This window comes from Amycolatopsis stemonae, from assembly GCF_054781455.1.
On the sequence record NZ_BAAGUJ010000011.1, the window covers coordinates 1 to 24,533 of the forward strand.

24 protein-coding genes and 1 riboswitch are annotated in these 24,533 nt (G+C 71.7%); of the genes, 10 read left to right on the plus strand and 14 right to left on the minus strand.

The genetic code is table 11. The features are described 5' to 3' along the window. Window positions 1-128: 128 nt before the first annotated feature. Window positions 129-776, minus strand: coding sequence for a TetR/AcrR family transcriptional regulator (locus tag ACYVLJ_RS33180; RefSeq protein ID WP_460441627.1), 648 nt, complete (start codon window positions 774-776; stop codon window positions 129-131). An 88-nt stretch (window positions 777-864) separates the two neighbouring features. On the opposite strand from ACYVLJ_RS33180, the gene ACYVLJ_RS33185 reads away from it, so the two are divergent. The 5 genes from ACYVLJ_RS33185 (at window position 865) to ACYVLJ_RS33205 (ending at window position 4,358) form a co-directional block, all read left to right on the plus strand. Next, window positions 865-1,755, plus strand: a complete 891-nt coding sequence (locus ACYVLJ_RS33185; RefSeq protein ID WP_460441628.1) for an AurF N-oxygenase family protein — start codon at window positions 865-867, stop codon at window positions 1,753-1,755. 57 nt (window positions 1,756-1,812) lie between these two features. Continuing rightward, window positions 1,813-1,959: a hypothetical protein gene (locus ACYVLJ_RS33190; protein WP_460441629.1), complete on the plus strand. Its 147-nt coding sequence runs from the start codon at window positions 1,813-1,815 to the stop codon at window positions 1,957-1,959. Further along, window positions 1,956-2,438, plus strand: a complete 483-nt coding sequence (locus tag ACYVLJ_RS33195) for a GNAT family N-acetyltransferase (RefSeq protein WP_460441630.1) — start codon at window positions 1,956-1,958, stop codon at window positions 2,436-2,438. The genes ACYVLJ_RS33190 and ACYVLJ_RS33195 overlap by 4 nt, the downstream gene beginning before the upstream one ends. 31 nt (window positions 2,439-2,469) lie before the next feature. Continuing rightward, window positions 2,470-2,547: riboswitch (S-adenosyl-L-homocysteine riboswitch) on the plus strand. 75 nt (window positions 2,548-2,622) lie between these two features. Beyond that, a complete protein-coding gene (ahcY, locus tag ACYVLJ_RS33200; protein WP_460441631.1) occupies window positions 2,623-4,083 on the plus strand; it encodes an adenosylhomocysteinase in 1,461 nt (486 codons plus the stop codon). A 119-nt stretch (window positions 4,084-4,202) separates the two neighbouring features. Then, the gene (locus ACYVLJ_RS33205; RefSeq protein WP_086678182.1) at window positions 4,203-4,358 is read left to right on the plus strand and encodes a hypothetical protein; all 156 of its coding nucleotides are present in this window, start codon (window positions 4,203-4,205) and stop codon (window positions 4,356-4,358) included. Between the two features lie 269 nt (window positions 4,359-4,627). Here the strand turns inward: ACYVLJ_RS33205 and ACYVLJ_RS33210 are convergent, their stop codons facing one another. The 7 genes from ACYVLJ_RS33210 to ACYVLJ_RS33240 form a co-directional block, all read right to left on the minus strand. Next, window positions 4,628-4,837: a hypothetical protein gene (locus ACYVLJ_RS33210; RefSeq protein ID WP_451988016.1), complete on the minus strand. Its 210-nt coding sequence runs from the start codon at window positions 4,835-4,837 to the stop codon at window positions 4,628-4,630. Window positions 4,838-4,979: 142 nt separating this feature from the next. Further along, the gene (ku, locus tag ACYVLJ_RS33215) at window positions 4,980-5,858 is read right to left on the minus strand and encodes a non-homologous end joining protein Ku (RefSeq protein WP_451988018.1); all 879 of its coding nucleotides are present in this window, start codon (window positions 5,856-5,858) and stop codon (window positions 4,980-4,982) included. Window positions 5,859-5,932: 74 nt separating this feature from the next. Continuing rightward, window positions 5,933-7,159: a styrene monooxygenase/indole monooxygenase family protein gene (locus ACYVLJ_RS33220; protein WP_451988020.1), complete on the minus strand. Its 1,227-nt coding sequence runs from the start codon at window positions 7,157-7,159 to the stop codon at window positions 5,933-5,935. 17 nt (window positions 7,160-7,176) lie between these two features. Beyond that, window positions 7,177-7,797 (minus strand): GTP-binding protein, encoded by a 621-nt coding sequence (locus ACYVLJ_RS33225; RefSeq protein WP_460441632.1) that lies wholly within the window; start codon window positions 7,795-7,797, stop codon window positions 7,177-7,179. Then, window positions 7,772-8,140, minus strand: coding sequence for a DUF742 domain-containing protein (locus ACYVLJ_RS33230; RefSeq protein ID WP_451988024.1), 369 nt, complete (start codon window positions 8,138-8,140; stop codon window positions 7,772-7,774). The genes ACYVLJ_RS33225 and ACYVLJ_RS33230 overlap by 26 nt, the downstream gene beginning before the upstream one ends. 92 nt (window positions 8,141-8,232) lie before the next feature. Continuing rightward, entirely contained in the window at window positions 8,233-8,670 is a 438-nt protein-coding gene (locus ACYVLJ_RS33235) for a roadblock/LC7 domain-containing protein (RefSeq protein ID WP_460441633.1), read from the minus strand. Continuing rightward, window positions 8,667-9,905, minus strand: a complete 1,239-nt coding sequence (locus tag ACYVLJ_RS33240; protein WP_460441634.1) for a sensor histidine kinase — start codon at window positions 9,903-9,905, stop codon at window positions 8,667-8,669. Before ACYVLJ_RS33240 ends, ACYVLJ_RS33235 begins: the two co-directional genes overlap by 4 nt. Window positions 9,906-10,257: 352 nt before the next feature. On the opposite strand from ACYVLJ_RS33240, the gene ACYVLJ_RS33245 reads away from it, so the two are divergent. The 4 genes from ACYVLJ_RS33245 (at window position 10,258) to ACYVLJ_RS33260 (ending at window position 15,872) form a co-directional block, all read left to right on the plus strand. Further along, window positions 10,258-10,929, plus strand: coding sequence for a TetR/AcrR family transcriptional regulator (locus ACYVLJ_RS33245; RefSeq protein ID WP_451988030.1), 672 nt, complete (start codon window positions 10,258-10,260; stop codon window positions 10,927-10,929). Beyond that, the gene (locus ACYVLJ_RS33250; protein ID WP_451988032.1) at window positions 10,923-12,656 is read left to right on the plus strand and encodes an ABC transporter ATP-binding protein; all 1,734 of its coding nucleotides are present in this window, start codon (window positions 10,923-10,925) and stop codon (window positions 12,654-12,656) included. The genes ACYVLJ_RS33245 and ACYVLJ_RS33250 overlap by 7 nt, the downstream gene beginning before the upstream one ends. Next, complete coding sequence (locus ACYVLJ_RS33255) at window positions 12,653-14,662, plus strand: ABC transporter ATP-binding protein (protein ID WP_460441635.1); 2,010 nt, start codon at window positions 12,653-12,655, stop codon at window positions 14,660-14,662. Before ACYVLJ_RS33250 ends, ACYVLJ_RS33255 begins: the two co-directional genes overlap by 4 nt. Before the next feature lie 133 nt (window positions 14,663-14,795). After that, window positions 14,796-15,872, plus strand: coding sequence for a DNA polymerase ligase N-terminal domain-containing protein (locus ACYVLJ_RS33260; protein WP_460441636.1), 1,077 nt, complete (start codon window positions 14,796-14,798; stop codon window positions 15,870-15,872). Window positions 15,873-15,927: 55 nt separating this feature from the next. Here ACYVLJ_RS33260 and ACYVLJ_RS33265 read toward each other — a convergent pair whose 3' ends face one another. From ACYVLJ_RS33265 to ACYVLJ_RS33290, 6 genes are all read right to left on the minus strand, one after another. After that, a complete protein-coding gene (locus ACYVLJ_RS33265) occupies window positions 15,928-17,394 on the minus strand; it encodes an MFS transporter (RefSeq protein ID WP_460441637.1) in 1,467 nt (488 codons plus the stop codon). 209 nt (window positions 17,395-17,603) lie between these two features. Further along, window positions 17,604-18,488: a DNA polymerase domain-containing protein gene (ligD, locus tag ACYVLJ_RS33270; protein WP_460441638.1), complete on the minus strand. Its 885-nt coding sequence runs from the start codon at window positions 18,486-18,488 to the stop codon at window positions 17,604-17,606. A 79-nt stretch (window positions 18,489-18,567) separates the two neighbouring features. After that, window positions 18,568-18,939, minus strand: a complete 372-nt coding sequence (locus ACYVLJ_RS33275) for an SPW repeat protein (protein ID WP_460441639.1) — start codon at window positions 18,937-18,939, stop codon at window positions 18,568-18,570. 96 nt (window positions 18,940-19,035) lie between these two features. Then, window positions 19,036-19,545, minus strand: coding sequence for a hypothetical protein (locus ACYVLJ_RS33280; protein WP_451988044.1), 510 nt, complete (start codon window positions 19,543-19,545; stop codon window positions 19,036-19,038). A gap of 102 nt (window positions 19,546-19,647) precedes the next feature. Continuing rightward, window positions 19,648-22,599, minus strand: coding sequence for an AfsR/SARP family transcriptional regulator (locus ACYVLJ_RS33285; protein WP_460441640.1), 2,952 nt, complete (start codon window positions 22,597-22,599; stop codon window positions 19,648-19,650). A 100-nt stretch (window positions 22,600-22,699) separates the two neighbouring features. Further along, window positions 22,700-23,404 carry a DJ-1/PfpI family protein gene (locus ACYVLJ_RS33290; RefSeq protein ID WP_460441641.1) on the minus strand — a complete coding sequence of 235 codons (705 nt, stop codon included), beginning with the start codon at window positions 23,402-23,404 and terminating at the stop codon, window positions 22,700-22,702. Between the two features lie 98 nt (window positions 23,405-23,502). On the opposite strand from ACYVLJ_RS33290, the gene ACYVLJ_RS33295 reads away from it, so the two are divergent. Beyond that, window positions 23,503-24,480 (plus strand): GlxA family transcriptional regulator, encoded by a 978-nt coding sequence (locus ACYVLJ_RS33295; RefSeq protein ID WP_460441642.1) that lies wholly within the window; start codon window positions 23,503-23,505, stop codon window positions 24,478-24,480. Window positions 24,481-24,533 lie beyond the last annotated feature (53 nt).

Consider the following 24,533-nt stretch of genomic DNA (forward strand, 5'->3'; position numbering starts at 1 on the left):
CACGAAGGCCTCCGGTGGGTGAAGCGGTTCCTCGACAGCTCCACTTCACAACCGGAGGCCTTCACCTGTCTGCACGACAGGCCGTCACCGGTCACCTCAAGTCGGGACAACGTCCCCGGACATCACAACTAGAGCCCGTCGGGCAGCGGCAACGGCCGGTCGGGGTCCAGCTCCACCCCGCCCGCGCGCAGCGTGTGGTCCAGCATCGCCCAGATCGACCCGCTGAGCTGCGCGGTCAGCTGCTCGAGGCTGAGCGTGCCCGGGTGGTCGAGCCAGCGGGTCGTCGCCGATTCGACGTAGCCGACCAGGCCGAACGCGACGGTGTCGGCCGGGGCCGGGTCGAGCCCGAACGCCGTCAGGTAGCCCGAGAACAGCCGGCTCAGGTGGCGGGCGATCGTGCCGCGGACGTCCGTCGGGCCCGGCGCCGCGCGGGTCAGGTAGCGGTGCAGGTGGACGTGCTCGGTCAGCCAGCGCAGGTGGGTCGAGATCACGGTCGAGATCATCTCGTTCGGCGAGCCCGAGGGGTGCCAGAGCGGCTGGAGCTCGGCGGTGACCAGCTCGGCCGCGCGCCCGGCGATCGCCCGCTGGAGGTCGGCCGCGTCGTCGAAGTGCTTGTAGAGACGGGTGCGCGCGACGCCGGCGCGTTCGGCGATCTGCTCGGTCGAGACGTCCGGGCCGTGCTCGGCGATCGCCGCCAGCGCCGCGTCGACGAACTCCGCGCGGCGCCGTTCCTGCTGGCCCGCCCAGCGCGTCGCCCGTCCGTCGACCTTGGTCACCCCGGAAGCCTACTCAAGACCCGTGCGCGGGTGTACGCTCGCCACAAGTAACTAGTACACCGCGTACCCCCTACTTTCGGAGGTCGCCATGGGCGTCGAAGCCCAGGACCGGGACGTCACCGCGGCTCGCCTGCTCAAGAGCTCCGCGAAGAACTCCTACGACCCGTACGTCGACATCGACTGGGCCGCGCCGCTCGCCGACGGCAAGGCGTACATGCCGCTGGAGCGCGTCTCCCTCTACGGCACCGACCTCTGGGCGCGGCTGACGCCCGAGCAGCGGATCGAGCTGTCCAAGCACGAGATCGCCAGCATCATGAGCGTCGGCCTGTGGTTCGAGATCGTCCTGATGCAGCTGCTCGCCCGCTACGTCTTCGACCTCGACGCGCGCACCGAGCACGCCCAGTACGCCATGACGGAGATCGGCGACGAGACGCGCCACTCCGTGATGTTCGCCCGCACCGCCGAACGCCTCGGCGTGCCGCGCTACGGCGTCCCGAAGGTCGTGCACCGCGCCGCGAAGGTGTTCGGCGCGACGGCCGCCGGGCCGTCGATGTTCGCCAGCGTGCTGGTCGCCGAGGAGACCACCGACCGGCTGCAGCGTTCGATGATGGACGACGACGGCATCCAGCCGCTGATCCGCTCGGTCAACCGCATCCACGTGGTCGAGGAGGCCCGGCACGTCCGGTTCGCCAAGGAGGAGGTGCTGCGGGAGACGCCGAAGCTGTCGAAGGCGGCCCTGCAGCGGCACCGGGTGCGGACCGCGCTCGTCGCGTTCGGCGTCATCGACAGCATGGTCGACCCGCGGGTGTACCGCAGCGTCGGGATCGACCCGCGCGAAGGCCGGGCCGCGGCGCTGGCCAACCCGCACTTCCACGAGACCCGGCGCTGGATGGCCGAGAAGATCGTGCCGTTCCTGCGCGAAGCGGGACTGATCGGCGGACGCTCCGAAGGCATCTGGCGGCGCGCGCACCTCCTCTGAGCCGCTGACGGCCTGAATCCCTTCCCGCGACGTTCCGGGCTGCGCCACGATTCCCCCGTGACCGACGGCTTCCCGCAGGACTTCACTCCCGCGCGCCCGCCGCTGCTCGCGCCCGGTCGTCACCGGCGCAGCGGACCCGGCCTGACCGTTACGGTGCGGAGCATGGGTACCGAAGGCAACCGCGCCCCGCAGGAGCTCGCATGACGGCCGTCCGCCCGGCCCGCGCCGACGACGAAGCCGCGCTCGCCAAGCTCGACGAGCGCACCTGGACCTCGGTGTCCTCGCCCGCTCCCCCGCCCCGGCCCGGCACCCCGTTCTTCGACGAGGGCACCCGGCCCGAAGACGTCCTCGTCGCCGAGCACGACGGCGTGGTCGCCGGCTACGTCTGGCTCGAGGAGGGGTTCGGCATCCCGGCGCACCGGCACGTCCGCGTGGTCGGCGGGCTCGCCGTCGCCCCGGACCGGCGCGGGCTCGGCCTCGGCCGCCGGCTCGTGGACGCCGCGGTGACCGAGGCGCGGCGGCGCGGTGCCCGCAAGCTGACGCTGCGCGTGCTCGGTCACAACACCGCGGCGCGCCGCGTCTACGAGCGCTGCGGGTTCGTAGTGGAAGGCGTGCTGCGCGGGGAATTCCACGTCGACGGCGAGGACGTCGACGACGTTCTCATGGCCCGCTCGCTCGCTTGACAGCTTCCCGGCGGCTTTGCCATTCTGGTTCCGGGCCGAGAGGCGCTGCGACGGAATTCGATTCCGCCACGCTCGGCCCGGACCACGACTCCAAGGGCGCCTCCCGCGAGGGAGGTGCCCTTTTTGGTTCGTGCGACACCTCCCGAGCGTTCCGCAACCCAGCAGTCAGGAAAGAGCTCGAGGAATGAGTGACAAACTGCAGACCCGCAACGGTCTGGACTTCGCCGTCGCCGACCTGTCCCTGGCCGAGGCCGGCCGCACCCAGCTGCGGCTGGCCGAGCACGAGATGCCCGGCCTGATGGCGATCCGCGAGGAGTACGCCGCCGCGCAGCCGCTCAAGGGCGCGCGCGTCGCCGGATCGCTGCACATGACCGTGCAGACCGCCGTGCTCATCGAGACGCTCGTCGCGCTCGGCGCCGAAGTGCGCTGGGTGTCCTGCAACATCTTTTCCACCCAGGACGAGGCCGCCGCCGCGGTCGTCGTCGGCCCCGGCGGCACGGTCGACGCCCCGGCCGGTACCTCCGTGTTCGCCTGGAAGGGCGAGACGCTCGAGGAGTACTGGTGGTGCACCGACCAGCTCTTCGCTTTCCCAGGCGGCAAGGCGCCGAACATGATCCTCGACGACGGCGGCGACGCGACCCTGCTCGTCCACAAGGGAGCCGAGTTCGAGGCGGCCGGCGCGGTGCCGCAACCGTCCGAAGAGGACCCCGAGGAGTACCGGATCATCCTCGACACGCTGCGCGCGAGCCTCGCGGCCGACGGTGACCGCTTCACCCGCATGGCCAAGGAAATCCGCGGCGTCACCGAAGAGACGACCAACGGCGTCAAGCGGCTCTACAAGCTGGCCCGCGACGGCGAGCTGCTCTTCCCCGCGATGAACGTCAACGACTCCGTCACGAAGTCCAAGTTCGACAACAAGTACGGCATCCGGCACTCCCTTGTGGACGGTCTCAACCGGGCCACCGACGTGATGATCGGCGGCAAGCGCGTGGTCGTCTGCGGCTACGGCGACGTCGGCAAGGGCGCGGTGGAGGCGCTGCGCGGCCAGGGCGCCCGGGTCGCGGTCACCGAGATCGACCCGATCTGCGCGCTGCAGGCGGCCATGGACGGCCTGGACGTCGTCGAACTGGACGACGTCGTGGGCCACGGCGACATCTTCATCACCACGACCGGGAACTTCGGGATCATTTCCGCGGACCAGATGAGCCGGATGAAGCACAACGCGATCGTCGCGAACGTCGGGCACTTCGACAACGAGATCGACATGGCCGGTCTCGCGAAACTGCCCGGAATCGTGAAGAAGGAAATCAAGCCGCAGGTGCACGAATGGACGTTCCCGGACGGCCACGCGATCATCGTGCTTTCCGAAGGCCGCCTGATGAACCTCGGCAACGCGACCGGCCACCCGTCGTTCGTGATGTCGAACTCGTTCACCAACCAGGCCATCGCCCAGATCGAGCTGTTCGCCAAGCCCGGCGAGTACGCCACCGACGTCCACCGCCTGCCGAAGCACCTCGACGAGAAGGTGGCCCGGCTGCACCTGGCCGCGCTCGGGGTGAAGCTCACGAAGCTGACGAAGGCCCAGGCGGACTACATCGGCGTCGACGTCGAAGGTCCGTACAAGCTCGATCACTACCGGTACTGACGCAGGGTTGCTCCATTTGACGCAGTTTGGAGCCCCGGGAAACTGGCCATCCTCCGGGTGACAGCGCATCCGCCCGGCCGGCACGCCGGACGGGTCCCATGCGAAGGAGTGTGTGCAAAGTGATCGTTCTCGGTGTAATTCTCCTCATCATCGGGTTCATCGTCGGAATCCCGGTGCTTTACACCATCGGCATCATTCTCGCGGTGGCCGGCGTGGCACTGGCCATCCTGGGCGGCACCGGCCGCCGGATCGGCGGGCGTGCGCACTGGTACTGATCCGTGACCCTCGAACGGCCTGGCGCGACGGCGATGCCGCTCGCGCCAGGCCGTTCGGCCGATCCACAACGGACCGGACGTAAAGGGTCCTCCGGCTCCGAGGGGGAGGGAGAGCCGAAGGACCCCGTTAGTGTTAGCACATCGCCCTGCCCGTGTACACAGCTGCATACACGATCGGGTTATCTCCTTACCTCTTCCTAACCCGGGAAGGCCTCCCCCGCCGACGGTGACGCCGGCCGGAAAGGCCTTCACGGGTCCTGGCGGGAGGCTCAGGAAGCTTGGCGCAGCAGGGATTTCGCGGCCGCGGCGGCGCACCCGCACCCGCTGCCGAGCGCCTGGCAGTCGACGATCAATGCGTGCCGGACGCGGTCACCGTCCGCGCAGGCCGCGTCCGTGCATTCCGTGAACCCGCCTTCCGGGTGCACCACCAGCGTGCCGTGGCAGTGGTCGATTCCCGCGTCACAGGAGGCGCACTCCATGACCGGCCCGCCTTTCCGCGATCGTGTCCGGTGTGCTCGCACCCCTTGGTACCACCGCGAAGCACGCGAACGCGGGACCGGCACGACGGCGTGTCGGCACGACCACCCATCCGAGGTCGTGGCGGACCACGCAAGGCGCGCTTCAGGCGGACTTCGGTGCGCGCTTCCGGGTCGCGGGCTTCTTCTTCGCCGCCGGCTTCTCGTCCTCTTCGGAGTCGTCCGAAGCGGACTTCGCCGCGCCGCGGGACTTCTTCGCCGCGTCCACGCTCGCCTGCAGGGCCGCCATCAGGTCGACCACGTCGGCCTTGGCCGTCACCGCCGCCGGCTTGGTCGTCTCGTCGCCCGCCACCTTGGCCTCGATCATCTCCTCGAGGGCCTCGCGGTAGTGGTCCTTGTACTTCTCCGGCTCGAACACCGGCTCGGCGAGCGAGTCGATCAGCGAGCCGGCCATCGTCAGTTCCTGGGGGCGGATCTGCGGCGGGTCGTCGCGCAGGAACGGGAAGTCCGGCTCGCGGACCTCGTCCGGCCACAGCATCGTCGTCATCACCAGGACATCGGAGTGCACGCGCAGCACCGCCATGCTCTCCCGCTGCCGCACGGCGACCTTGGCGATCGCCACCTGGCTCGACTTGTGCAGCGCGTCCCGCAGCACGAGGTACGGCTTCACCGCGTTCTTCTGCGGCTCCAGGTAGTACGTCCGGTCGTACTGGATCGGGTCGATCGACTCGAGCGGGACGAACTCCAGCACGTCGATCGTGCGCTGCGTCGGCAGCGGCAGCTCGGCCATCTCCGCGTCGGTGATGACGACCATCTCGCCGTCGGGCAGCTCGTAGCCCTTCGCGATCTCGGCGTAAGGCACCTCGGCGCCGTCGATCGTGCAGAACCGCTTGTACTGGATGCGGCCGCCGTCGGCCTCGTGCACCTGGCGCAGGGAGACGTTCTTGTTCTCGGTGGCCGCGTACAGCTGGATCGGGATGCTGACCAACCCGAACGACACGGAGCCCTTCCACATCGCCCGCATGCCACGCACCTCCGAGGTCGCCTTCACGCTACGTGACCACCGTAGCCCGAATCGTCCCCCGGCGACAGTGCGATCTACACCTCTGCCAGGTACTTCTCCCAAAGTGCCGGATCCATGAACCAGTGCCGGAAGTCCGTCGGATCCGAGAAACCGTTGACGAACCGCCGCGCGACCGCCGGTTTCTCACCCGCGACCCCGAGGAACTGGAGCACGTGCGGGGGCGGCGGCTGGAGCAGCGCGTTGGTCCAGTCGGTGACGTGCCGGGCGTACTCCCAGTAGCGCTCGAACGTGGCGTCCATCCACTCCGCGTCGAACGGCCGGTCACCGCGCTCGACGATCGCGTCCAGGTAGGTCGCGGCGCAGTGGCTCGCGTTGTTGGAGCCCTGGCCGGTGATCGGGTCGTTCGCCACGACGACGTCGGCCATGCCCAGCACGGTCGCCCCGCCGGGCAAGGTCCCGACCGGGTTGCGCACCACGGGCGTGTACCCGCCGGCCAGCGTCGCCTTGCCGTCGGTCAGCTCGGCGTCGCGGCAGCGCTCGTACTCCCACGGCACGAACTGCCGCATCAGGTCGAGGATGCGCACGAAGTGCTCGGCCGGGGCCGGGCGGTCGTCGAAGCAGTCCAGCGGCCCGCCGGGGACGCCCTCGAAGAACAGGATGTCGCAGTTCCCGCTGGTCGTGTAGGCCGGGATCATGAACAGCTCGCCGACGCCGGGGACGATGTTGAACCGCACCGCCGCCATGTCCGGGTGCTCCGGCCGCGGCCCGACGCCGTGGGCGTAAGCCAGCGAAAGCGCGCGCATCGGCTTCGTGAACGGCGACCGCTCCGGGACCCGGTCGAACAGCTGGACCAGCTCGCCCTTGCCGGCCGAGATGATCACCAGGTCGTAGAGCCGGGCCAGCGCGTCCAGTTCGGACGTCATCACGCCGTGGATGACGAGCTTGCCGCCGCGGTCCTCGAACAGCTCCAGCCAGCCCGCCATCTTCACGCGCTGGTCGACCGACTGGGCGTAGTCGTCCAGCTCACCCACCCAGTCGATGACACGGCCGCCGTCCGGCCCGGCCACCGACACGCCGAGCCCGCCGACCCGGACCGTCTCGTCTTCCCAGAGGTTCAGGCCGAGGTCCCGCTCGTGCTGCAGGGCGTTGTGGAACATGCACTGCGTCGACATCACACGCCCGCCGCGGATCTCGTCCGGCGTCCGCGCGGACATCACCGTGACGTCGTAGCCCTTGCCCTGCAGCCCGAGGGCCAGCTGCAGGCCGGACTGCCCGGCGCCGACGATCAGAACCCTGCGCATGAAGCTCGTTCTCCTTCTCAGGCGTTCGGGACGCTGCCGGCCAGCTCGCGCGGACCCGACAGCACCGCCAGTGACAGCGTGTGGCCGACCAGCTCGGTCAGCGTGGCGATCGTCGAGGCGCGGTCACGCGCGTCGCAGGTGACCAGCGGGACGCTCGGGTCGAGCGCGAGCGCGTCGCGCACCTCCTCGAGGTCGTGCACCGGCTTGCCCTCGAACTGGTTGACCGCCACCACGAACGGCAGCTCCGAGTCGTTCTCGAAGTAGTTGATCGCGGCGAACGACTCGTCGATGCGGCTGGTGTCGACCAGCACGACCGCGCCGAGCGCACCGCGGCTCAGATCGTCCCAGAGGAACCAGAACCGCGCCTGCCCCGGCGTGCCGAACAGGTACAGCAGCAGGTCCGGGCGCAGCGTGATGCGGCCGAAGTCCATCGCGACGGTCGTGGTCGACTTGCCGCCGGGCGGGATGTCGTCCACGCCTTCGCCGGCTTCGGTCATCCACGCCTCGTTGCTCATCGGCGGCACCTCGGACACCGCCCCGACGAACGTGGTCTTGCCGACACCGAAGCCCCCGGCGACGACGATCTTCGCGGAGATCGTCAGCAGTTCGCCCTCAGGCGGGGAGCCGCTTGAGCCCATCAAGGATCCTCTCGAGGACGTTGGTGTCGTGGTGGTAGGCGTGCGCCGTGGGGTGGACGAACACCGCGCCCTGGGACGCGAGGTCGCCGATGAGCACCCGCACCACGCCCAGCGGCAGGTCCAGCCCGACCGACAGCTCGGCGATCGAACTCCGCACGCGGGCGCGTTCGTAGAGCGAGCGCGACTCCGGCATGAGCGCGTCGCTCAGCGCCGGGTCGTACTGGGGCACCGAAACCAGCGTCTCCACGAGCAGCTGGTGGCGGGTGCTGGTGCGGCCGCCGGTGAGCGCGTACGCCCGGATGCGGCGGCTGCGCCGCGGCAAGGGGGTGTCCGTTGTGGACACGGGGATCACATCCTCGTCCTGCGTTCCGGCGCTTCGCCCCGGGCTGGGGGCCCCGCCACCCAGACCCCCGAAAGATTGGTCGGGCACGCCGATCACACCCGGGGGCGGCGCGCGGTGAGCACCTGGCGCAGTTCGGCGCGCACCTCGGGGGTGAGCGCGTGGCCGGCGTTGGTGATGAACTGGGTCATCTCGTAGGCGACCACCTTCATGTCCGCCTCGCCCGAGGTCAGCACCGCGAGCCCGGCACCGGAACCGATGCCCATGAAGAGGAAGTACCCGTGCGTGAGCCGGATGATGATCTGCTCGCAGGTGCCCTTCCCGAACAGCGCCGCGCTGTTGCCCGCCAGCGAGAGCAGGCCGCTGGCGATCGCCGCGAGCTGCTCGGCTTCGGCCTCGGCGACCGAGTCGGACGCGGTGAGGGGAAAGCCGTCCACGCTCATGATCAGCGCGTGGCTGACGCCGTGGACCTTGCGGACGAAGTCGTCGAGCAGCCAGGCGAAGTTCGCCGGTGCGGAGTGGGGGGCGCTCACGAGGCGGTTCCTCCGGACGTCTCGTCCTGCTGGGAGTGGTTGTTCTCGGCGCGCGCGGCCCGTTCGCCGTCGGCGAACGCGCCGAGGTCGGCCAGCAGCCGGTCGTGCCCGGAGCCGCCGTCGCTCGCCGGCGGCGGGGGTGGTTCCGGGGCGGCGCCGCGGATGCTGCCGGGCACCCGGCGCGGCAGGCCGTTCGCCGTGGTGCCGCCGGTCTGCTCGATCGGCCGCGGGCGGGGGCTGGGCTTGCGCGGCACCGGCGTGAGCGGCTCCTCCCGTGGGAAGGCGCCCGGGCGGCGGCGCGGGAGCCCGCCGACGCCGACCGGTTCGCCGGCCGCCGCCTTGACCGGCTCGACGGTCACCGTGCGGGTGCCCGACCAGGCGTTCTCGGCCAGCTCGGTGACGATGCCGGTGGGCAGCAGCACGGTGGCGACCGTGCCGTGCGGGCTGCGCCGGTCCAGGCGCACGGTGACGTCGTGGCGGGCGGCGAGCCGGGAGACGACCGCGAGGCCCATGTGGCGCGCGGCCGCGTCGTCGAGGTCGCCGCCGGCGGCCAGCCGTGCGTTGAGGCCGTCGACGCGGTCGGCCGGGATGCCGATGCCCTCGTCCTCGATCCGGACGAGCACGCTGCCCTGCTCGGTCAGGTGGGCGCTGACGTTCACCGGCGAGCTCGGCGACGACTGGTTGGCGGCGTTGTCGAACAGCTCGGCCAGCACCCGGCCCAGGTCCTCCGCGGCGAAGCCGACGACGCCGAGGTTCACCACGCGGCCGATGGTGATCCGGGCGTAGTGGTCGATCGAGGACATCGCCGCGCGCATGACGTCGAGCACCGAGGTCGCGCGGGCCGCGTCGTCGGCGGTCTCCTGACCGGCCAGGACGCGCAGGTTCTCGGCGTTGCGCCGCAGCCGGGTCGCGAGGTGGTCGAGCTGGTACAGCTCGGCGAGGCGGTGGTGGTCCTCCTCCTCCGCCTCCAGCTCTTCCAGCCGGGACAGGAGCTGGTCGAGCAGGTTGAGGTCGCGCAGGGCGACGCTGGCGCAGATCTCGGCCAGCACCGGGTCGCCGGCCGGCGGCGCGGCCGCGGGTTCGACGGGCGGGGTCAGCTCCGCGAGCGCCGGGCCGGGCGGGGGCGCGTACCCCGGGTGCTTCGGCGGCGCCGTCAGGAACTGCGCGGCGGCGACCCGCGAGCGGTCCAGCAGGACGCGTGATCGATCCAGGAGTTCCCGGGCCCGGCTCGCCATGTGGCCCCTCTTCTTCCTTGCGCAGGTGCGGATTCGGTGCGACGTGCCGACGACCCCCGGGCGGCGACGACGGACATGCAAGCAGAAAGGCTCGTTATGTGTCCACAACCCGTCCCCGCGCGAGCGCGGTTCGTGAGTGCGTACGCGGAGCGTCGCTCCTGGTGAGCGCAGTGCACTAGGCCATTCGGCTCAATTTTGCAATTTGCCTCCCGCGACGGAGCGCGCACGGTCGCCGATACCGCAGGCAGCGAAGGTTCGCACGCCGAAAACCGGAGCCCTGTCCGGTTCGCCCCGATATTGCGTGCCACGCAAATTTTTGCGGGGCACGCAAGTTTTTCGCTACACTCTGTTCATGCCGCCGGAACCGCCCCCGAAGCTCACGCTGCGCGAACGCAAGAAGCGCGAGGCACGCCGCGCCCTCGCGCAGGCCGCATTGCGGCTGACGCTGGAGCGCGGGCTGGAGAACGTGCGGGTCGAGGACATCGCCACCGAGGTGGGCGTCTCGCCCCGCACATTCAACAACTACTTCTCCAGCAAGGAGCAGGCGGTCTGCTCGGTCGTCGTCGACCGCCACGAGGGGATGCGCGAAGCCCTGCTCGCCCGGCCCGAGGGCGAGCCGCTCTGGGAGTCGGTCAAGCAGGCCGTGATCCACCAATATTCGCGTGAGGGCGAGCCGGATCGCGCGTATGTTGCGCGTATCCGGGACCTCATGGGGCAGCTCATGCTGCGCGGCGAGTTCCTCAACGCCCACGCGGCGGTCGAGCGCGTCCTCGCCGAGACCATCGCGAAGCGGGCGGGCGGTGCCGACCACCTGCTGTGCCGGCTGATGGCCTCCACGGTGGAAAGCGCTGTCCGCGTCGCCTTCGTCAACTGGTTCATGACCGAGGGCGAACCGTTCCTGCCGACGCTGGAGCGGCTGCTGGACGAGCTGGCCACCGGCATGCCGACGCTGACCGGCGGCACCGCACCGAAACCCGAACCGACCACCACCACGTCCACACCACTGGGGGAACCGTTGTGCTAGTCAAGCTCCTGCGCAGCCACCTGCGCCCGTACCGGAGCACGCTGTGGGTGATCGTGCTGCTCCAGCTCGTGCAGACGATCGCCATGCTCTACCTGCCGACCCTCAACGCCGACATCGTCGACAACGGGCTCATCAAGGGCGACATGGGCTACATCCTGCGCGTCGGCGCGGTGATGCTCGCCGTGACGCTCGCCCAGATCGCCGGCTCGATCGGCGCGGTGTACTACGGCGCCCGCACGGCGATGGCCGTCGGCCGCGACATCCGCGCCGGCGTCTTCCACCGCGTGCAGGACTTCTCGGCCCGCGAGGTCGGCCAGTTCGGCACGCCGTCGCTGATCACCCGCACCACCAACGACGTCCAGCAGATCCAGATGCTCGTCGTGATGACGCTGACGCTGATGGTGTCCGCGCCGATCATGTGCGTCGGCGGGATCATCCTGGCGCTGAACCTCGACGTGCCGCTGTCCTCGCTGCTGCTGGTGATCGTGCCGGTGCTGGCGGTCGCGGTCGGCACGATCATCGCCAAGATGCGCCCCGCGTTCCGGCTGATGCAGGAGCGGCTCGACCGGATCAACCAGGTGCTGCGCGAGCAGATCATGGGCATCCGGGTCATCCGCGCGTTCGTCCGCGACTCCCGCGAGCGGGAGCGCTTCGACGCCGCCAACGACCAGCTGCTGACCGTGTCGCTGCGCGTCGGCCGGCTGATGGCGCTGATGTTCCCGATCGTCATGCTGGTGATGAACGCCTCGAGCGTCGCGGTGCTGTGGTTCGGCGGGCAGCGCATCGACTCCGGCAGCATGCAGATCGGGGCCATGACGGCGTTCCTGTCCTACCTGCTGCAGATCCTGATGGCCGTCATGATGGCCACGTTCATGTTCATGATGGTGCCGCGCGCGGAGGTCAGCGCCGAGCGGATCAGCGAGGTGCTCGACACCGAGTCGAGCGTCCGCCCGCCGGTGTCGCCGGTCCGGCCCGGCGCGGTGCACGGCCACCTGGAGCTTTCCGGCGTCGAGTTCCGCTACCCCGGCGCGGAAAAGCCGGTGCTGTGCGACATCTCGCTGATCGGGCGGCCGGGTGAGACCACCGCCGTGATCGGGTCGACGGGTACCGGCAAGACGACGCTGCTGAACCTGATCCCGCGGCTGATGGACGCCACGCAGGGCACGGTGAAGGTCGACGGCGTCGACGTGCGCGACCTCGACCCGGCGGTGCTCGCCCGGGCGGTCGGGCTGGTGCCGCAGAAGCCGTACCTGTTCGCCGGCACGGTGGCGAGCAACCTGCGCTACGGCAACCCGGACGCGACCGACGAAGAGCTGTGGCACGCGCTGGAGGTGGCGCAGGGCAAGGACTTCGTCCAGGCGATGCCGGAGGGTCTCGACGCGCCGATCGCCCAGGGCGGCACGAACGTCTCGGGCGGCCAGCGCCAGCGCATCGCGATCGCGCGGATGCTGGTGCACAAACCGGAGATCTACCTGTTCGACGACTCGTTCTCGGCGCTGGACTACGCGACCGACGCGGCCCTGCGCCGCGCGCTGGTGTCCGAAACCGCCGAGGCGACGGTCGTCATCGTCGCGCAGCGCGTCAGCACGATCCGCAACGCCGACCGCATCATCGTCCTCGACGAGGGCCGCGTCGTCGGCACCGGCACCCACCACGAACTCATGGACGGCAACGAAACCTACCGGGAGATCGTGCTGTCCCAGCTCACCGAGCAGGAGGCGGCGTGAGTACGACGGAATCGCCGAAGGCCGCCGTCACCGACGCGGGGGAACGGCCCACCGCCGAGCGGCACAAGAACACCGGGGCGGCGACCGCCGGGCCCGGCCGGTGGATGGGCGCCGGCGCGCCGCCGGAGAAGGCCCTCGACTTCAAGGGCTCGCTCAAGCGGCTGCTGCGGCTGCTGGCGCCCCAGCGGGCCATCCTGATCGGCGTGCTCGTGCTCAGCGCGGCGAGCGTCGCGCTGACCGTGATCGGGCCGAAGATCCTGGGCCAGGCCACCGACGCGATCCTCGCGGGCGTGCTCGGCAAGCAGGTGCCGCCGGGCGTCACCAAGGAGCAGATCGTCGCCGGGCTGCGCGCCCGCGGCGACGGCACGCTCGCCGACATCTACAGCCGCGTCGACCTCGTGCCCGGCGTGGGCATCGACTTCGACAAGGTCGGGCAGATCCTGCTCGTCGTGCTGGCGCTGTTCGTCATCGCCTCGTTCTTCGGGCTCGTCCAGGCCCGGTTGACGACGACGCTGGTGCAGCACGCGGTCTACCGGCTGCGCCAGGACGTCGAGGACAAGTTCGCGCGGCTGCCGCTGAAGTACTTCGACCGCCAGCCGCGCGGTGAGGTGCTTTCCCGCGTCACCAACGACATCGACAACCTGGCGCAGTCGCTGCAGCAGACGCTGTCGCAGATCGTCTCGTCGCTGCTGACGGTGATCGGCGTGCTGATCATGATGTTCCTGATCTCGCCGCTGCTCGCGGTGATCGCGCTGCTCACCGTGCCGCTTTCCGCGGTGGTGGCGGCGAAGATCGGCAAGCGGGCGCAGCCGAACTTCATCAAGCAGTGGTCGACGACGGGGAAGCTCAACGCGCACGTCGAGGAGATGTACACCGGCCACTCGCTGGTCAAGGTGTTCGGCCGCCGCGAGGAGTCCGCGGCGATCTTCGACAAGCAGAACGAAACGCTGTACCAGGCGAGCTTCCGGGCCCAGTTCATCTCCGGGATGATCCAGCCGGCGATGATGTTCATCGGCAACCTGAGCTACGTGCTGGTGGCGGTCATCGGCGCGCTGCGCGTCGCGTCGGGCAGCCTGACGCTGGGCGAGGTGCAGGCGTTCATCCAGTACTCGCGCCAGTTCAGCCAGCCGGTCACGCAGATCGCCAGCATGGCGAACCTGCTGCAGTCCGGTGTCGCCTCGGCCGAGCGGGTGTTCGCGCTGCTCGACGCCGAGGAGCAGGCGCCGGAGCCGGAGCACCCGGAGCGGCCGTCGGTGATCCGCGGCCGCGTCGAGTTCCAGGACGTCTCGTTCCGCTACCTGCCGGACAAGCCGCTCATCGACGACCTGTCGCTGACGGTGGAACCCGGTCAGACGGTGGCGATCGTGGGCCCGACCGGCGCCGGCAAGACGACGCTGGTCAACCTGCTCATGCGGTTCTACGAGCTGGACGGCGGCCGGATCACGCTCGACGGCGTCGACATCGCGAAGATGAACCGCGAAGAGCTGCGCGACCAGACCGGCATGGTGCTGCAGGACGCGTGGCTGTTCGGCGGCACGATCGCGGAGAACATCGCCTACGGCGCCGACAACCCGACCCGCGAAGAGATCGTCGAAGCGGCGAAGGCGACGCACGTGGACCGCTTCGTGCGGACGTTGCCGGACGGCTACGAAACCGTGCTGGACGACGAAGGCGGCACGGTCAGCGCGGGCGAGAAGCAGCTGATCACGGTGGCGCGGGCGTTCCTCGCCAAGCCGGTCATCCTCATCCTCGACGAGGCGACCAGCTCGGTCGACACCCGCACGGAGGTGCTGATCCAGCGGGCGATGAACTCGCTGCGCACCGGCCGCACGAGCTTCGTCATCGCGCACCGGCTGTCGACGATCCGCGACGCGGACGTGATCCTGGTGATGGAGCACGGGCAGATCGTCGAGCAGGGCGACCACGAGACGCTCCTGGGCAGCGGCGGCGCCTACGCGCGGCTGTACGCGGCGCAGTTCGCCGAAGCGATGGCGGAAACGGACTGACATCCCCGCCCGAAACGGCCCCGGCGCGGCACGCGCCGGGGCCGTTTCGGCTTGGCACGCCGGGAGGTCCGGCCGCACCGGGCCCCGGGTAGGCTGGTGCGTCTCGACGTGAAGTGGGGGTGCCGGTCCCGCGATGGCCGACCGACTGGACGAGTACCGGCGCAAGCGTGACCGTTCCCGGACGCCCGAGCCGTGGCCGGAAGGCGCGCCGGAGCCGGGCAACGACGACCTGTTCGTCATCCAGGAGCACCACGCGAGCCGGCTGCACTGGGACTTCCGGCTGGAGCGCGACGGCGTGCTGGTGTCGTGGGCGGTCCCGAAGGGGCTCCCGCTCTCCCCCGGCGTCACGCGCTTGGCCGTGCACACCGAAGACCACCCCATGGAGTACCTCGACTTCGAGGGCGAGATCCCGGCCGGCGAGTACGGCGGCGGGTGGATGGCGATCTGGGACACCGGCCGCTACGAGACGCTGCACTGGAACAACCACAAGGTCGAGGTGGTCTTCCACGGCGCCCGGGCGAGCGGCAAGTACCTGTTCCTCAACCGCCACAACCCGGAGGACGAAGGCGACTGGACGCTCCGGCGCCTCGACGCGGCCCCCGAAGGTCACGAGGAGGCCCCCGAGTTCCTCGAGCCGATGACGGCGGTCCCCGGCGAGCTGCCGCCGGCCACCCGCGACGAGGACTGGGCGTACGAGTTCGACTGGGGCGGCGACCGGACGATGTTGTGCGTGTCGGGCGGCCGCGTCACGGCCCACGACGGCACCGGCGCAGACGTCTTCGGCCGCTGGCCGGAGCTGCACAAGGTGGGCGAGACGCTGGGGTCCACGGAGGTCCTGCTGGACGGCGAGATGGTCGTGGTCCGCGACGGCCGCCCGGACCCGGCCGGGCTCGAGCAGCGCCTGCGGCTGGACGGGTACGACGCGAAGCGGATGATGCGGCACTGCCCGGCGTTCTTCTTCGCCTACGACCTGCTGCACTTCGAGGGCCGGCCGACACTGGACCTCCCCTACGTCGAGCGCCGCGACATGCTCACCGACCTCGGCCTCTCGGGCGGCAACTGGCAGGCGCCGCAGTACTTCCGGGGCAACGGGGAGGCCGTGCTGGCGGCGGCGCGGGAGCACGGCTTCGGCGGCGTCTACGCCAAGCGGGCCGACAGCGGCTACCGGCCGGGGAAGGCCGACGGCGACTGGCTCCGGATCCCGGTCTGACGACGACGAAGCGGCCTCCCCGGACCGGGAAGGCCGCTCGTCGCGGAACCGGACGTCAGTGCGCCGAAGGCGTCCGCTGCTCCGGAACCACCTGCAGCTGCCCGCCGCCGCGCTTGCGCAGCAAGGCCACCGCCAGGACGAGGCCGACCGCCGCGAAGATCACGCACGCCAGGAAGCCCTGCGTGAAGCCGTCCATCACCGCGGCCGGGTTCGTCGCGGCCTGGGCCATGTGGGACGCGATGATCGTCGAGACGATCGCCACGCCGATCGCGCCGCCGACCTGGAACGCCGCCGTGTTGAAGCCGGACGCGATGCCCGCGTCGCGCTTGGCGATGCCGTTGAGGGCCGCCGCCGCGAGGGCGACCGGGCCGCCGCCGAGGCCCAGGCCGAACAGGATCAGGCCCGGGAACACGTCGCCCCAGTAGTTCGCCGTCGCCGAGATGCCGGTCAGGAAGAAGACGCCGGCGCCGAGCAGGAGCACGCCGGTGACCGCGACGACCCGGATGCCGAGCCGGTTCAGCACCGCTTGGGCGAGGTACGCGCTGAACACCGCGGCGATCGGCATCGCCGACTGGCTGAGCCCGAACTCGAGCGCCGTGTAGTGCAGGACTCCCAGCGCGTACTGGGAAATCGCGACCGACATGCCGAACGCGAGCATCGCGACGATCGCCGTCACGAGGTTGCCGCCGACCAGCGCGGGCGAGCGGAACAGGCGCAGCGGCACCAGGGGCGCGGCCGAGCGCTTCTCGATCACCAGCGTCAGCGCGACGAGCGCGAGGAACACGACGCCGAGGCCGATCGTGTGGAAGCTGACCCAGCCGCGGGTCGGCGCCTCGACCAGGACGTAGACGAGCAGGCCCAGCGCGGCCGTGCTGACGACGGCACCCGCGAAGTCGAACGTCCGCTGCTTGACCGCGTCCTTGCTCTCGCGGAGCAGGACCGGGCTCAGCGCCAGCATGACGATCGCGACCGGCACGTTGACGAAGAAGATCGACTGCCAGCCCAGCCAGTCGATGAGCGTGCCGCCGAGCAGCAGGCCGACGGTGGCACCGATGGACGCGATCCCCGACCACGCGGCGAACGCCTTGTTGCGCTCACGGCCTTCGGGGAAGGTGTTGGTCAGGATGGACAGCGCGGTCGGGGCCATCAGCGCGGCCGAGACGCCGTGCAGCGCCCGCGCGACCAGCAGGACCTCGGCGTTCCAGGCGAGCCCCGACAGCAGCGAAACCGCCAGGAACAACGCGGTGCCGGCGATGAACACCTTCCGCCGGCCGAGCAGGTCCGCCAAGCGGCCGCCGAGCAGCAGCAGCCCGCCGAAGGTCAGCAGGTTGGCCGAGAGGGCCCACTGCGCCGCGACCGGCGACAGCTTGAGGTCGGCCGAGATCGACGGCAGCCCCATGATGACGATCTGGGCGTCGAGGATCACCATGAAGTTGGCCGTGCACAACAGGATCAGTGCCTTCCAGCGGCGCGGGTCCAGGCCCGACGCCACCGAGGTGGGGACTGCTTGGGCGAGGTTCACAGCTCTCTCCTTCGAGCGGAGCCGGCCGGGGGGTGCCGGGCGATCCTCCGCGGTCCGTGGGTCTGCGTCGACCGTACGAAGAAGGAGGGGCCGCTTCCTTCCTCCGGATTGCACAGGGATTTCTTCCCGAATGCGATCCTGGGGATCGGCGGGAACCCGGACACGCGCAGCTCGGGACCGGATACGGAGCGCTGCCTGCCGGTTCGTGATCAGAGCGTCTCGAGCAGCTTCATCGCCTTCGCGGGGGAGGCCGCGTGGTCGGCCATGTCCGCCCACGGATCCCCCTTGCGCGCCAAGCGGTCCTTGATGCGCTTGGGCGTCCAGCCGTCCGGCTCGGCCTTGCCGAGCTCGTGCCAGTCGATCGGCGTGGCGACCCCCGCCGACGGCCGGGCCCGCAGTGAATAGGGCGCCACGAACGTCGAGGTGTACCCGTTGCGGAGGATGTCGAGGTAGACGCGGTCGCCGCGCTGGGCCTTGCGGACGGCGGTGGTCAGCCGGTCGGGGTCGAGCCGGGCCAGTACCTCCGCCGCGGCCTTCGCCAGGTCGCGGACCTGTTCGTAGTCGTAGGCGGGCTCGATCGGGGCGACGACGTGGAAGCCGCGCCCGCCGGTGGCCTGCAGGTAGGCGGTGAGCCCGGCGGCTTCGTAGACCTTCCGCACCAGCCGCGCGATGTCGCGCAGGTCCGCGACGGTGACGTGGTCGGGTGGGTCGATGTCGATCAGCACCATGTCCGGGTGCTCCAGGTCGTCCACAGTGGACGACCAGATGTGGTACTCGATGGCCGCCTGGTTGGCCAGGTACACCAGCGTCGCGGCGTCGTCGCAGAGCACGTGCCGCACGTCGCTCGTCGTGCGCTGCGGGATGGCCTGGACGCGGATCCACGACGGCAGCTTCGGGCTGGCTTCCTTCTGGTACCAGGTCTGGCCGGCGATGCCGTTGGGGTAGCGGCGCAGGGTCAGCGGCCGGCCGCGCAGGTGCGGCACCATCACGTCGGCGACGGTCCGGTAGTGCCCCACGACGTCGCCCTTGGTCAGCCCGGCCTCGGGGTAGTAGATCTTGTCCGGGTTGGACGTCTTGATCTCGTCGGGGTCCACCGGGCCTCCCTCGCCGGGCCGCTTCGGCCTCGAAGAGCAGCCTCCCGCGCCGGCCCCGGGGTGTCCACTCGGAGGGTGCTCAGCCCCGGGACGCCACGGCGACACCCGCGACGGCGACCAGCACGCCGGCGACGACGTTGCCCACCAGGGCGGCCGTCGACGGCTGCGTCTCCCCCGCGGTCCGCAGCAGCCACGGCGACACCGCGGCCCACGTGCCCAGCACGGGCACGACCCAGCCGAGCAGCCGGATCCGCCGGGTGGCGGCGCGGGCGATCGCCAGCGCGACCAGGACCAGGCCGACGACGGTGTTGCTCAGCGCGAGCACGCCCGCCCCGCCGAAGCCGGCGATCCACGGGGCGAGCACGAGGTAGAGGCCGGCCAGCAGGACGAGTCCGGCGGCGACGCCGATCACCGCTGTCCGCTGCCCGGCCGGGGTGCTGTGCGAAGTCATCTCGTCACCTCCGAGCGGAGGGGTACCCGGCTGTCGCAGCCGGTAACCGGGGCCTGCCCGCAGCCCTCGAGACGGGCAGGCCTCGGACCGGGAACCTCAGCAGCCGCAGGTGTAGTACGTGATGTCCCAGTGGTTGCCTTCGTCGCAGTAGAGGTTGCCGGAGCCGGCTTTCCACTGCGGGTAGCCGTCCCCGCGGAGGCCGATGTAGCTGAAGTTGTTCTTGATGTAGGCGTCGATGCAGCTGTTGTGCGAGATGTCCACCTTGTAGCCGTTGTAGTGGCTGTAGGTGCCCGACGCGTGGCCGACCTCGGTGCCGCCGGTGATGTTGATGGCGCAGCCGCTCGCGCGCTTGAGGGTGATCACGCCGCTGACCGTGCTCTGGTTGATCTGCTCGTAGGACGTGCAGGTCGAGTTCGACCGCGTGGTGCAGTTCCCGCTCGACGAGTGCGTGACCCCGGCGGCCGACAGCTGCGACGCGGCGGCCGACTGGCTGAGCTTGGTGACCTCGACGCTCGCCGACGCCGTGCCGATGGTCGCGAAGACCACCGTCGCGGCCGCAGCCGTCAGCCCCAGCGCCACGCGCGCGAGCATTCGTTGTCCCGGCATGCCTTGACTCCTTGTCCTGCGACGATCCGAACGGCGGCAGCCAAATCGGGACGGCCATAACTTCGCCAAACGCCGCGGCCGCGGGACGCGCCGGAGCCGGGGTCAGGTCCTGATCTTCGTCAAGACTTCACGAGTCCGGTCGCGCTCGGGCGACGTGCTGCTGACCGCGTTGAGCTCCCGCAGCGCGCGCAGCTCCCACAGCGGGAACCCGAGCTCGCGGAACAGGTCGGCCGACGTCCGCAGCACCCGCGCGGCCTCCGGCCCGGCGCCGTCCTCCGCCTGCGTCCGCCCCAGGCTGAGCAGGGCGTATCCCGCGCCGCGGCGGTCGCGCAGCTCCCGGAACACGCCCATCGCGGCGCGCAGGTGCCACCGCGCGCCGGCCGGGTCGCCCGCGCGGCGGCGGGCCTCGGCGAGCGAGCGGTGGGTGTAGGCGGCGGCGTGCCGGTGCCCGATCTGCTCGAACAGCGCCAGCGACCGGAGCAGGCAGCGTTCGCCGTCGGCGAGCTCCCCGGCCTCGGTGTGCAGGTCGCCGAGGCTGCGCAGGACGTGCGCCTCCCAGTGCCGCTCGCGGGTGCGGACGGCGCCGCCGAGCGCGCCGGTGAGCAGGTCGGCCGCCTGGTCGCTCCCGCCGTGGCGGCGCAGGACGTCGGCGTAGCGCTTCGCGGCCTGGTCGTGCCAGCGGCCGTCGTCGCACTCCTGGGCGAGCAGCATGCTGACCTCGAAGCTCTCGACCGCGCGCCGCACGTCGCCGACGTCTTCGGCCAGGGAACCCAGCTGCGCCGCCGCGGCCGCCTGCCCGCGCCGGTCCCCGCAGTCGCGCAGCAGGCCGAGGGCTTCCCGCAGCTCGGCCTCGGCGGCCCGCGGGTCGCCGCCGTCGAGGTGGACGTCGGCGAGCGCGGCCAGCGCCGCGCCGGTCCCGTGCGGGTCGTCGAGCCGGCGGAAGCGGTTCTCCGCCATGACGAAGTAGTTCCGCGCCTGCCGCGCGCGGCCGTGCTGCCAGTGCACCGAACCGAGGTTGTAGAGCTTTTCGGCCTCCGCGCGCGGGTCCTGGCGGCGCCGGGCCGCGGCCAGCCCGAGCACCGAGACGGCGCGGGCCGTGTGGCCGAGCCACGGCGTGCCGGCCAGTTCGGTGCAGGCGTCGGCGAGGCGTTCGGTGAGCTCGTGCCAGCCGTGCGCCCCGGCCAGCCGGACCGTCGCGGCGAGGTGGCCGGTCTCCTCGGCCGCCCAGGCGACCGGGTCGGCCGCGATCCGGCGCAGGACAGCGGGATCCGGTCCGGGTGCCCCTTCGGCCCGGCACCCCCGCGCGTGGTCGGCGACGGCGAGGGTGACCTCGCACGCCCGGCGCAGCGCGACCGCGTCCGGCTCCGGGCCCTCGGTCAGCACGAGCCGGGTGAACGGCGGCACCACCCACTGCGGCCCGGCCGGCTCCAGCAGGTGGGTCCCGGCCAGCGCGTCGAGCCGGTCGCGGGTCTCGTCGAGGGGCCGGTCCAGCAGGGCGGCGGCACCCCAGTCCGGGACCGGGCCGGCGAACGCGGCCAGCAGCCGCAGCAGGGACCGGTCGGCCGCCGGCCGCTCGCGCAGGGCCGACGTCACGACGGCCCGGACGCCGAGGTCGCCGGTGGTCAGCTCGTCGAGCCGGCGGCGGTCGTCGGCCAGCCGCACGGCGAGCTCGGCGACCCGCAGGTTCGGCCGCGCGGCGAGCTTCGCCCCGGCGATCCGCACCGCGAGCGCGAGCCCGGCGCAGTGGCCGAGAAGCCCGTGCGTGGCTTCGGGTTCCGCTCGCAGCCGCGACTCCCCCGCGATCGCCGCGAGCAGCGCTTCGGCGTCCTTTGTGGACAGTGCGGCGACGGGGACCGGCCGCGCCCCGCACAGGCCGGGCAGCTCCCGCCGCGCGGTGACCAGCGTGACGCACCCGGGCCCGCTCGGCAGCAGTGCCCGCACCTGCGCCTCGCCCGTGACGTCCTCCAGCAGCACGAGCAGCCGCCGGTCGGCGGTGTAGCTGCGCCAAAGCCCGGTCAGGCCGGCGCGGTCGGCCAGCTCCGCGGGCGTCGCGCCGAGCAGGCGCAGGAACCCGGTCAGCACGGTCGCCGGGTCGGCGGGCGCGCCGTCCGGCGCCCGCAGGGAAGCGCTCAGCTGGCCGTCGGGGAACCGGCGGCGGGCCCGCCAGGCCGCTTGGACGGCCAGCGCGGACTTCCCGGCTCCGGCGGCCCCGTGCAGGACGATCGGTGCCGGGCCGCGCAAGGCGCGGCCGAGGTCGGCGAGCTCGGCCGCGCGCCCGGTGAAGTCGGGCACCGCGGGCGGGAGCTGGGCCGGCGGCCCCGGCGTCGTCCACTCGGTGCCCGCGATCCGGCGGTACACCTCGACGAGGTCGTCCCCCGGCCACACGCCGGCCTCCTCCCAGAGCGCCCGCCGCGTCCGGCGAAGCACCTCCAGGGCCGACTCGCGGTGGCCGACGGCGCCGAGCGCGGACGCCAGCCGCGCCGCGAAGCGCTCGTCGGCGGGGCGGGCGGCGACCACCGGGTCGAGCCGCTCGACGACGGCGCGGCCATCGCGGTCGGCCAGCTCCAGCTCGACGAGCTGCAGCAGCGCCGCCGACCGCCGGTCCTCCAGCCACAACTTGTGCGCCTCGAGCAGCGGCGCGCCCGCGACGTCGTCGAACGCGTCGCCGCGCCAGCACGCCAGGGCCCGTTCCAGCGCGCGCCGGCGTTGCGCGCGGTCGTCGGCGCCCGACGACAGCAGCGTCAGGAACTCGTCGGCGTCCAGCTCACCCGGTTCGAGGGCCAGCGCGTAGCCGCGCGGCCCGGAGCGCAGGCGCTGCCCGGCCTCGGCGGCCCCGAGGCCGGGCGAGAGCGTCTTGCGCAGCTTGGACACGGTGACCTGCACGATCGCCGCGGCACTGGACGGCGCGCCGTCCGGCCACAGCTCGTCGACCAGCGTGTCGCGGCCGACGAACTGGCCCGCCCGCGCGAGCAGCACGGCGAGCAGCCGCCGCGGCTGGGCCGCCGACGGCAGCGGGACCGACGCCGTCAGCGGACCGAGGACATCGAAACGCACGGCTTCACCCACCCGGGAGATCACCTGATCGAGCGAGGTGAATCTAGCCGCCGCGCGCTGGGCTTTTCCCTCGATCACCCGGATGGCCGACGCCGTTGGTTCAGGCGTGCGCGAGCAGCTGCGCCAAGAGCTCCGGGTTCGCGGCCAGCCCTGCCCGCAGCGTGTGCTCCCGCAGCGGCGTGAGGTCGCCGTACGGCTGGTTCGCCCAGTCCAGGCCGCCCTGCGGCGGTTCCGGGTCGTACTCGATGGCGAACTGGACGTTCGTCGCGACCTGCCGCCCGGCCAGCCGTTCCACCAGGTGCAGCGCCAGGTCGATGCCGGCCGAGACGCCCGCCGCGGTGATCACCCGGCCGTCCTCGACCCAGCGCTCGGCCACCGGCGTCGCGCCCAGCCCGGGCAGCAGGTCCCGGAACATCCAGTGCGTCGTCGCGCGCTTGCCCTCGAGCAGCCCGGCGGCCCCGAGGATCATCGAACCGGTGCAGACGGACGTCACGAGCTCGGCGCCGGCGGCCGCGCTGCGCAGCCAGGCCAGCAGGCGCTCGTCGGACATCGCCCGCAGCGTCGGCACGGTCCCGCCGGGCACCAGCACCGCGAAGGGCGACGGCACCTCGTCGAACGTGTGGCTCGGCGCGACGCTCAGCGGCGTGTCGGTACCCACGGTGTCCTTCGAGGCGCCCACCACGACGGTCCGGTAGCCCGGCACCATCTGGGCCAGCCCGCTCAGGACCTGGAGCGGACCGACCAGGTCGAGCGGCGTCAGTCCCGGGTAAACGACGAAGGCGATCGTCTTCTGCTCATCGGTCATGGCCCTCACCCTGGCGGGAGCCGCGCGCGGCGAAGACCCGGATGTCCGAAATCCTGCGAACCGCGTCCGAGCGCCGGGCCGGGTGTTAGCGTGCGATCATGCCAGGCTCACCCAGACGGGTCACGATCGTCGGATACGCCGACGCCGAGCTGCTGGACATCGCCTGCCCCGCCGACGTGTTCGACGCCGCCAACCGGCTCGGCGCGCGGCCGCCGTACGACCTCCAGCTGGCGTCGGTCGACGGCCACGGCATCCGCACCGGCTCGGGCCTGACGCTCCAGCCGCACCTGCGGCTCGACCAGGTCGCCGGGGACCTGGACACGCTGGTCGTCGCGGGCGGCTGGGGCAGCACGGCCGCCGCGGCCGACGAGCGCGTCCTGGCCCACGTCCGGCGGCTCGCCCGGTCGGCCCGGCGCGTCGCGTCGGTGTGCACCGGCGCCGAGGTGCTCGCCGCCGCCGGGCTGCTCAACGGCCGTCGCGCGACCACGCACTGGCGCTACGCGGCCCGGCTGGCCCGCGACTACCCGTCGGTGACGGTGGACCCGGTCCCGCTGTACGTCCGGCACGGCAACGTCTACACCGCGGCGGGCGTGACGAGCGGGCTCGACCTGACCCTGTCGCTGGTGGAGGCCGACCACGGCCCGTCACTGGCCCGCGAGGCCGCCCGGGCGCTGGTCACCTACCTGCAGCGGCCCGGGAACCAGGCCCAGGTCAGCCTGTTCCTGGCCGGCCCGCCGCCGGAACACCGCGAGGTCCGCGACCTCACCGCGTACATCGCCGAGCACCTCGACGACGACCTCGGCACCCCGGCCCTCGCCGCGCGGGCGGGCATCAGCACCCGCCAGCTCACGCGCCTGTTCGACGCCCACCTCGGCACGACACCGGGCAAGTACGTCCGGACGGTCCGCACCGAGCACGCGGCCCGCCTGCTCTCCGGCACGGACCTCCCCCTGGCCACGATCGCCCGCCGCTGCGGCTTCGGCTCGACCGAGACGTTGCGCCAAGCCTTCCTCGACCACTTCGACACCCCGCCGTCGGCCTACCGACGCGTCCACGTCCGCCAGGCCTACGGCTGACACCGTGTCGACCCCCCGATCACACGACCACCGGGCGTTAAGGGTCGACACGC

What these genes read in the sequence shown, in the direction of transcription:
- ACYVLJ_RS33185 (WP_460441628.1), top strand. Translation starts at nt 865, where the DNA reads ATGGGCGTCGAAGCCCAGGACCGGGACGTCACCGCGGCTCGCCTGCTC.
- ACYVLJ_RS33275 (WP_460441639.1), bottom strand. Translation starts at nt 18,939, where the DNA reads ATGACTTCGCACAGCACCCCGGCCGGGCAGCGGACAGCGGTGATCGGC.
- ACYVLJ_RS33225 (WP_460441632.1), bottom strand. Translation starts at nt 7,797, where the DNA reads ATGGGCTCAAGCGGCTCCCCGCCTGAGGGCGAACTGCTGACGATCTCC.
- ACYVLJ_RS33260 (WP_460441636.1), top strand. Translation starts at nt 14,796, where the DNA reads ATGGCCGACCGACTGGACGAGTACCGGCGCAAGCGTGACCGTTCCCGG.
- ACYVLJ_RS33245 (WP_451988030.1), top strand. Translation starts at nt 10,258, where the DNA reads ATGCCGCCGGAACCGCCCCCGAAGCTCACGCTGCGCGAACGCAAGAAG.
- ACYVLJ_RS33220 (WP_451988020.1), bottom strand. Translation starts at nt 7,159, where the DNA reads ATGCGCAGGGTTCTGATCGTCGGCGCCGGGCAGTCCGGCCTGCAGCTG.
- ACYVLJ_RS33240 (WP_460441634.1), bottom strand. Translation starts at nt 9,905, where the DNA reads ATGGCGAGCCGGGCCCGGGAACTCCTGGATCGATCACGCGTCCTGCTG.
- ACYVLJ_RS33195 (WP_460441630.1), top strand. Translation starts at nt 1,956, where the DNA reads ATGACGGCCGTCCGCCCGGCCCGCGCCGACGACGAAGCCGCGCTCGCC.
- ACYVLJ_RS33210 (WP_451988016.1), bottom strand. Translation starts at nt 4,837, where the DNA reads ATGGAGTGCGCCTCCTGTGACGCGGGAATCGACCACTGCCACGGCACG.
- ACYVLJ_RS33295 (WP_460441642.1), top strand. Translation starts at nt 23,503, where the DNA reads ATGCCAGGCTCACCCAGACGGGTCACGATCGTCGGATACGCCGACGCC.
- ku (WP_451988018.1), bottom strand. Translation starts at nt 5,858, where the DNA reads ATGCGGGCGATGTGGAAGGGCTCCGTGTCGTTCGGGTTGGTCAGCATC.
- ahcY (WP_460441631.1), top strand. Translation starts at nt 2,623, where the DNA reads ATGAGTGACAAACTGCAGACCCGCAACGGTCTGGACTTCGCCGTCGCC.
- ACYVLJ_RS33280 (WP_451988044.1), bottom strand. Translation starts at nt 19,545, where the DNA reads ATGCCGGGACAACGAATGCTCGCGCGCGTGGCGCTGGGGCTGACGGCT.
- ACYVLJ_RS33290 (WP_460441641.1), bottom strand. Translation starts at nt 23,404, where the DNA reads ATGACCGATGAGCAGAAGACGATCGCCTTCGTCGTTTACCCGGGACTG.